This window comes from Prevotella sp. TF12-30 (genome assembly GCF_003436715.1).
Taxonomy (GTDB): Bacteria; Bacteroidota; Bacteroidia; order Bacteroidales; family Bacteroidaceae; genus Prevotella; species Prevotella copri_A.
Genome location: NZ_QSQJ01000025.1, coordinates 45477 through 53018 on the forward strand (window position 1 = coordinate 45477; position 7542 = coordinate 53018).

5 protein-coding genes are annotated in these 7542 nt (G+C 46.4%); all 5 read left to right on the forward strand.

Annotated features, from left to right (window positions below):
- Positions 1-205: 205 nt before the first annotated feature.
- The 5 genes from DXD25_RS10360 (at position 206) to DXD25_RS10380 (ending at position 7321) form a co-directional block, all read left to right on the forward strand.
- A complete protein-coding gene (locus DXD25_RS10360) occupies positions 206-4207 on the forward strand; it encodes an ATP-binding protein (protein WP_117663434.1) in 4002 nt (1333 codons plus the stop codon).
- A gap of 144 nt (positions 4208-4351) precedes the next feature.
- The gene (locus DXD25_RS10365) at positions 4352-4867 is read left to right on the forward strand and encodes an RNA polymerase sigma factor (protein WP_117663435.1); all 516 of its coding nucleotides are present in this window, start codon (positions 4352-4354) and stop codon (positions 4865-4867) included.
- 23 nt (positions 4868-4890) lie between these two features.
- Positions 4891-5226, forward strand: coding sequence for a hypothetical protein (locus tag DXD25_RS10370; RefSeq protein WP_117663436.1), 336 nt, complete (start codon positions 4891-4893; stop codon positions 5224-5226).
- A complete protein-coding gene (locus tag DXD25_RS10375) occupies positions 5211-5858 on the forward strand; it encodes an ATP-binding cassette domain-containing protein (protein WP_158556328.1) in 648 nt (215 codons plus the stop codon). Before DXD25_RS10370 ends, DXD25_RS10375 begins: the two co-directional genes overlap by 16 nt.
- A 611-nt stretch (positions 5859-6469) precedes the next feature.
- Positions 6470-7321, forward strand: a complete 852-nt coding sequence (locus DXD25_RS10380) for a hypothetical protein (protein WP_117663440.1) — start codon at positions 6470-6472, stop codon at positions 7319-7321.
- The last annotated feature ends 221 nt before the right edge of the window (positions 7322-7542 follow it).

Below are 7542 nucleotides of genomic sequence, written 5' to 3' on the forward strand. Positions count from 1 at the left end.
GTTTTGATGTTTAAAATTTCGTTTTATTTTGCCTTTGGTACGTATGTGCTGCAGAATATACTTACGTAAAAAGCAAAAAAATGTGTCTTTTTCTAAAAAACTTTTGGTGTAGTTTGGGAAAACCATTATCTTTGCAGCGTTCTATTCAGCAAAAGGGTGTATATCCTTTTGCCATCTTAAAGATAAAAACAATAATAACGACAAGATGAAAGCATTGCGTCTATACATTATATTCATAGTATTTTTCGTTAGCCATCTCCTGACTAGCGCCCAATCTTCTTTTCGCCTCATCAATACGAGCCAAGGCTTGCCGGATGATGAGGTGAAGGCACTTTTCTGGACTTCTGACGGAAGGTTGGGCGTGCGAACATCCTCCAGTCTTTCCTTTTTCGATGGCTGCACCTTCCATTCGGTTCCTCCGATGGGCGATGAGGGGTATGCTGCTGATTATGTATCGGCGTTATCCACGGCGTATGTGGATGCCCGACAGCGGGTATGGATCAAGGAACTGGGAAAGATTCTCGTGTTTGATTTGACGAAGGATGCTTACGTGCGGGATGTCAAGGGGCTGCTGGCTTCGATGGGCATCAGGGAGAGAGTTCGTGATTTCTTCATCGATTCGGCGAAGAATCTTTGGTTTGTCACTGCATCGGGAAAGATGCTGATGGTGAAAGCGTCTGAATTGGGAGAAGCTGAAAATCAATGCCGACAGATAAAGATAAGAACCGGAGGATTGCGTGATGTCTGCAACTTCAATGGAAACCACTGGTTCCTTTATGCAGATGGCTGGGTGAAGGGAATGAATGCATCCATGACCAAGACGATTTCTTCCGAGCGGGTTTGGCTGGGAGAGGTGCCTGTACGCGACTTCATGCAGTTTGCACAGAACAAGCATCAGCTTTGGCTGATGTGGAACCACGGCGTGGCTTCCTATCAGCCTTCTTCGACTGCCACCCATCATTGGCTGCATCGGTATGAGAATGAAGCGGCAGCGTTGGTTGTGCTCAGTATTGCAGAAGATGGAACGGCGTATGCCAGCATCCGACAGGCAGGTCTTCTGACCATCGCTCCCAATGGCAAAACCTCTCTTCTTTCTGAAATTCATACCTTGGATGGCGAGACCTTGATAGATGATATCCAGGGCATCGCCTGTAGTAGAGGTAATCTGCTGCTCGGATTATGGAGCAAGGGACTCTGTCTCCATCATCCCAACATGCAGCAGTTTGCCTATTTCCCTTTTGTAGCCATGGGTCTGAAGATGAACGGCTATCGCATCAACGATTTGCCGAATGGCTTGCCGTTGCTATCTTCTGATAAAGGCTTGTTTGCCTTGAATGCTCTGAGTCTTCAGGCTTCTCCTATCTCTTTGGGTGGCTCCGATTATATCCGGAGCATGATGGATAGCAAGGGCAGACTTTGGGCGGGAACTTTCCGCCAGGGCTTGTTCTTGCGAGAAAAGGGTATTATCCACCATATCATGCAGGGCGGTATTCCAACCAAGGATATCAACTATGATATTGTGCGTGGATTCCTGGAAGATCATGCGCATCGCATCTGGGTAAATTACCATGGCGGTATCGGATGCTTTGATGAGCAGAACAGGCGAATCGTGCCTTTAGGAAATAAGGCATTGGAGAAATATAAGGTGGTTAACGATTTCAAGGAAGATAAGCTGCATCGCATCTGGGTGGTTGCCACCCAGGGCTTGTTCGTATATTCGCCAGCCACCCGGCGTACTCTCTTCCCCAAGGACCTGGTGAAGGATGAGGCTACGCAGGTGAAGCTTAACGGACCTTGCAAGGCATTGCTCATCGACCGTCAGGGCTGGATATGGGTAGGTACGCTCAACGGGCTTTTCGTCATCAATCCCAAGGATAAGTCCTCTCGCTTCTTCGGAAAGGCGGAGGGAATGCCTAACGAGATGATCAATGGTCTGATAGAAGACGGCTATGGCGATGTTTGGGCTACAACACCTAACGGGCTTTGCCGGTTCCAGCGCCTACAGGATGGAGAACAGAAGCTGATGGTATTCGATAGCCAGAACAAATTGGGAAAGAGCAACTTCGGCTGGATGTCGGTGGGACATCTGGCTGGGGGCAACCTGTTCTTCGGTACGCAGGATGGATATTACATCGTGAATCCTGCTGATGTGAAGGAAATGAAATACACAGGTCACCCTATCTTCACTTCTCTCTGGGTGAACAACCAGGAGGTATCGCCGGGCAAGGAGGTAGATGGCAGAACCATCCTGACTTCAGCCTTATCGGCAACAGAAAAACTGGTATTGAAACATCACGAGAACTTCATCACCATCCTCTTCTCGGGCTTGAACTTCGATATGCCTTCGCATACCTATTATCAATATAGGCTCAAGGGTATGAGCGACAGATGGATAGAGATTAATCCGCAGGATGGAGTGGGTAGAGCCAACTTCACCGATCTGGCTCCGGGTAGCTATGAGCTGGAGGTGTATTCTGCAGGTCTCGACAAGGTTTGGTGCAAGCAACCTGCTACGCTCAAGATAGAAGTGCTGCCACCTCTGTGGGCCACCTGGTGGGCGAAGCTCATCTATCTTCTGTTCTTTATCGCCATCCTGACATGGGGATACCGCTGGAAAATGGAGCAGAACCGCAAGCGTATGGAGAACGAGAAGTACAAGGAACTGGAGGAGATGAAGTATCGCTTCTTCACCAACATCAGTCATGAGTTCCGCACCTTGCTCACGCTCATCATCACGCCTATAGGAAGCATCCTGAAGCGCACCACGGATGGCGAAACCCGCCATCAGCTGAACGATGTAAGCAGGAATGCGGGCGACCTGCTGCAGTTGGTAAACCAGCTTCTCGACTTCCGCAAGATGGAGATGAACGGAGAACGCCTCAATCTGACGAGTGGAAATCTGAATGAGTTTATCCAATATACCACGATGAAGTTTATGCCTCTGGCAGAACAGAAGAACATCCGCCTGGCTTTCGAAGACAAGACAGAGGGGCTGTTTATGTATTTCGACAAGGACAAGGTGGGCAAGATATTGACCAATCTTCTCTCCAATGCCTTCAAGTTTACGAAGGCAGGGGGCAGTGTGTGTGTTAGTTTGGAGAAATGCATCCTGGATAGCAGAAGATGCGCCCATATCATAGTGGAAGATACGGGCTGCGGCATTCCGAAGGAAGACCAGGCGCATGTCTTCGAACGTTTCTATCGCACGGAGCAGGATTCCAGCTCGCAACAGATAGGTTCGGGTATCGGACTGAATATGGTATATGAATACATCCAGTTGCACGAAGGCAAGGTTTCGCTGGAAAGCGAAGAGGGTAAGGGGTCCCGGTTTATCGTGGATATTCCTGCCGATCTGAAGCGTGAAGTGCAGCAGGAGGCTTCTGAGGAGAACCGCATCGCATCGCCAGTGATGGCTGATGTGGTGGATGGTGCCGTGGGGGTACAGACTTTCCGGAAGATAGAGAAGACTGTGCTGGTGGTGGAGGATAATGAAGACTTCTCTCACTTCCTCTCCCAGGAATTGGGCCGTATATATAATAAGGTGTTGACGGCGAAAGATGGAATAGAAGGCGCGATGATGGCTGAAGCTGAAAATCCGGACATCATCGTGAGTGATGTGATGATGCCAAGGATGAACGGCACGGATATGTGCCGCCGCATCAAGGAGAACATCGAAACCTCGCATATCCCAATCATCCTGCTCACGGCATGGAGTACAGACGAGGGCAGAGCTGCCGGCTACAAGGCGGGAGCCGATGCCTATATCGCCAAGCCATTCGATATGGAGGTGCTTCTGGCGCGTATCAGCAATCTGCTGGAAAAGCAGGAGAAACGCCAGCGAGATTTCTCGCACAGTATCTCACTCGACCCGAAGACGGTGACCGATTCTTCGCCAGACGAGGATTTCCTGAAGGAGGTAATCGCCTGCATCGAGAAGAACATCGACAACTCGGAATACACCATCGACTCGCTTTCTACTGATGTGGTAATGTCGAGAATGAGTCTCTATCGAAAGATGAAATCACTGACGGGTCAGACACCTGCCGACTTCATCCGAACGGTGAGACTGAAGACGGCGGCGAAGCTCCTGAAAGAGGAGAAATGCACGGTATCTGAGGCTTGTTATCGCACCGGTTTCGCCTCTCCGCAGAACTTTGCCAAGCATTTCAAGGAGATGTTCGGCGTGTTGCCATCGCAGTATTCTTAAGAAGTTATGTGATGTAAATAGTTGATAATCAGTAGCGAAATAAGATTGGTACGTTTCACATATATCATTGGTACGTTTGATACATCTGTTTAAGAAGGTTTGTGCTACCTTTGCAGCAGAAATCAAAACAACTATCAAACGATTATGGAACAGACAACAAATAACCAGGCGCAAATCATTGCCGCTTTCTACACCGTTCATCAGAACGAACTCGTCAATTTCGCTACTTCCCGCTTGGGTAACCGCGAGGAGGCTGAGGATTTGGTACAGGATGCTTTCATCAAGATGATAACCTTTGAGGGTATCATTAACGAGGCAACTATCAAGTCGTTTGCCTATACCATCACAGCCAACAAGGTGAAGGATGTTCTCCGCCGCCGCATCTTTCGTCATCAGATGGAGGAAAGCAAGATGTATGAGATGGAACTTCAGCATAGTCATGCAGAGCGCCTTGCCGAGTATCACGATACTCTCCGTATCGTGAACCAGAATGTGGACAAGCTTTCGCCAACCTGTGCCAAGGTTTATCGCATGAGTCTGTTCGACGACATGACGGCTGGCGACATTGCAGAAGAACTCCAGGTGTCTAAGCGCACCGTGGAGTCTCAGCTCTTCACCTCTCGCAAGCAGATGAGGGCGATGATGCAGGAGGCTATGTAGTATATATAATATAAGGTGAAAATATGAACTTAGACAGACTTTTCTTACGACTCCGTTACCTATGGGCGTTCTACAAGAGCACGCTGTGGGTTACCATACCGTTTGGTTTGGTGACAGGTTGTATCGTCTTTAGGGAAAAGGGAATAGAGGAAGCCGTCAAGGTCTTCTTGTATTTCTATACGATATGGGGCTTGCTGCTGGATGCTATAGGCAAGTTGGTGTTCAAGAAGTCGGTGTTCTTCTTCTATTATAATGCTTCGTGGACCATCCTTAAGCTTTATGCAGCGTCGTTTGGCATTTCCGCCACGCTTAGTTTGAGTATTCACTTTTTATTGAAATGGCTATGGTTTTGGTATTAGAGGCTGATAGTATTTATTATGAGATAGACGGCCATGAGATATTGAAAGGTGCTTACATCAATTGTAAGCAAGGTGAGGTCGTGGGCTTGCTGGGGCGCAATGGCTGTGGCAAGTCAACGATGCTGGAAATCATCTTTGGCACCCGTCGTGGTGCCCATTCCTTTGTGCGGATAGGTGGTAAGGTTTATACGGATAAGGCTTTTCGTAGTGGAATGCTGAGGATGCAACCGCAGTTTGAGTATATTCCGAGAAGATTGAGAGTCTCTACCATCTTGCGAATGGAAGGTTATCATAAGGATGATATACAGGATGTCTTGATACAAGACATCTACGACTGCAAGGTAGGAGAGCTATCGGGTGGACTCTTGAAGTATTTCCAAATTTTTATATTCCTTCAGTCGCCAGTTCCTTTCGTGATATTGGATGAGCCTTTTGCGGGTTTGTCGCCTGTGGCTGTGGAGCATGTAATCGACTTGCTGAAAGAGGCCAAGAATACGAAGGGAATTATCGTTTCCGACCATAATTTTGCAGCCATCGACCGAATATCTGATAGGTTGATGTATATGGAGAATGGGCAAACGAGGGAGGTTGCCAGCTTGGAAGAGCTGAATGGATTGTATTATCGCATGTAAGTGATAGAGTTTCAATATTAAATACAGAGAAAGTCCACGGCTTTTCTATAAAGTTATTTTCTATAATGTATGAATACCGAAACATAGTAAAGGAAAAATCCAGTTTATAGCTTTATCGCTATAAGCTGGATTTTGTGTTTACTTCAAAAGAAGATTCTTTATCTCATATATAAAATAGCCAAGCATAGGAGAGCCAAAGCTCCTGCTATTAGCGCAAACAATAATCCATAGAAGAGTTTGGGTACTTTCTGTGGAACTCGTAACTTGGATATTAGCCTTTTATTTGATATTATCAAAAAGCAAAGTACTAATATGAATATCCATAAAAACAAATACTTTTCCATAAATACTTTAATTTATTACTTTATTTCTCGGCGATGTTTTACGTTGCCTTACTCGTTACCATTCTCATTTGTACGAAGAGAGGGATAATATTTATTTATATATGAACTACATAGCGAATATACTTATCGAGTACAACTTTTCAGTTGCAAAGATAGGGGTAATCTTTGGGAATAACAAGGCTTTTATGAAAAACTTCCTTAAAGGATGTGCTTTATTCCGATAAAAAGCATTATCTTTGGGGGGCTAAACGAATAAAGACATTGAATATGAAGATAATAGAAAGCAAGATAGTGGGAAAGAAGAGCCAGGAGAGTTGTGAGGATGGAATGGTCATTACCGATGATTTCATCGCAGTGATTGATGGCAGTACGAGCAAGACGCCGAAGCATCTCAATCCCGATATGAAGAACGGAAGATATGCCATGATGCTTATCTCGGAGTATATTCGTGAGGAGTTGAAAGCGGATGCCTCGGTGGATGATTTCTGCCAGGGCGTTTCGGCGTATATATATAATAAGGTGTATGAAAAGCTAGGGGTGGAAGAGCGGTTGATGGAGCATCCGGAAGAGCGGCTTACCGCCTCGGCTATCCTTTATAGCCGGACAAGGAATGAAGTCTGGATGGTGGGCGATTGCCAGGCCATCATCGATGGAAAGCTTTATGAGAACGGCAAGCCTTATGAGCAGGAGATTGCCAGAAAGAGGGTAGAGCTGATAGAGCAGGGCCTTTCGCCTGCTGAGGCTAGAAAGCAGATAGAGCCATTATTGATCGAGGCGATGCTTTCCGGACAGAACCAGACCTATACGGTTATCGATGGATTTCCTATCTATCGGGAGGGAGTGAAGGTTGTAGCGTTAAAAATGAAGCCTGTTTCAAGTAGCATTGAAACATACTTTCAAGAGCAAACGAAGCCTGTTTCATCGCCTAATGAAGTAGTATTGGCTAGCGATGGCTATCCTTTCCTGAAGCCTACTCTGTCAGCGAGCGAGGCATCATTGGCAGAGCAAATCGCCAACGACCCTCAGAACATCCATTCCTTTATCGCCACCAAGGGTATCGTAGAGGGCAATAAGAGCTTCGATGATAGAACCTATATCCGGTTTTCGGTTGAAAAATAAAACACGGACAAATTGAATTTGTCCGGCTTGTTTGTCCTGGTGCTTGTAACAGTGTAATAACCAGTATGTTATGAGCTGCTGGATAATTTGTCCGGACAAATTCAATTTGTCCGTGTTATTTTTTTTATGACTTCTGACCCGAGAAACGGTGAGTTTTAGGGGAGAAAACTATGAGTTAGATTTGTTAACATAAAGCTCTAAAGCAGCCAAAGGAGAATAAG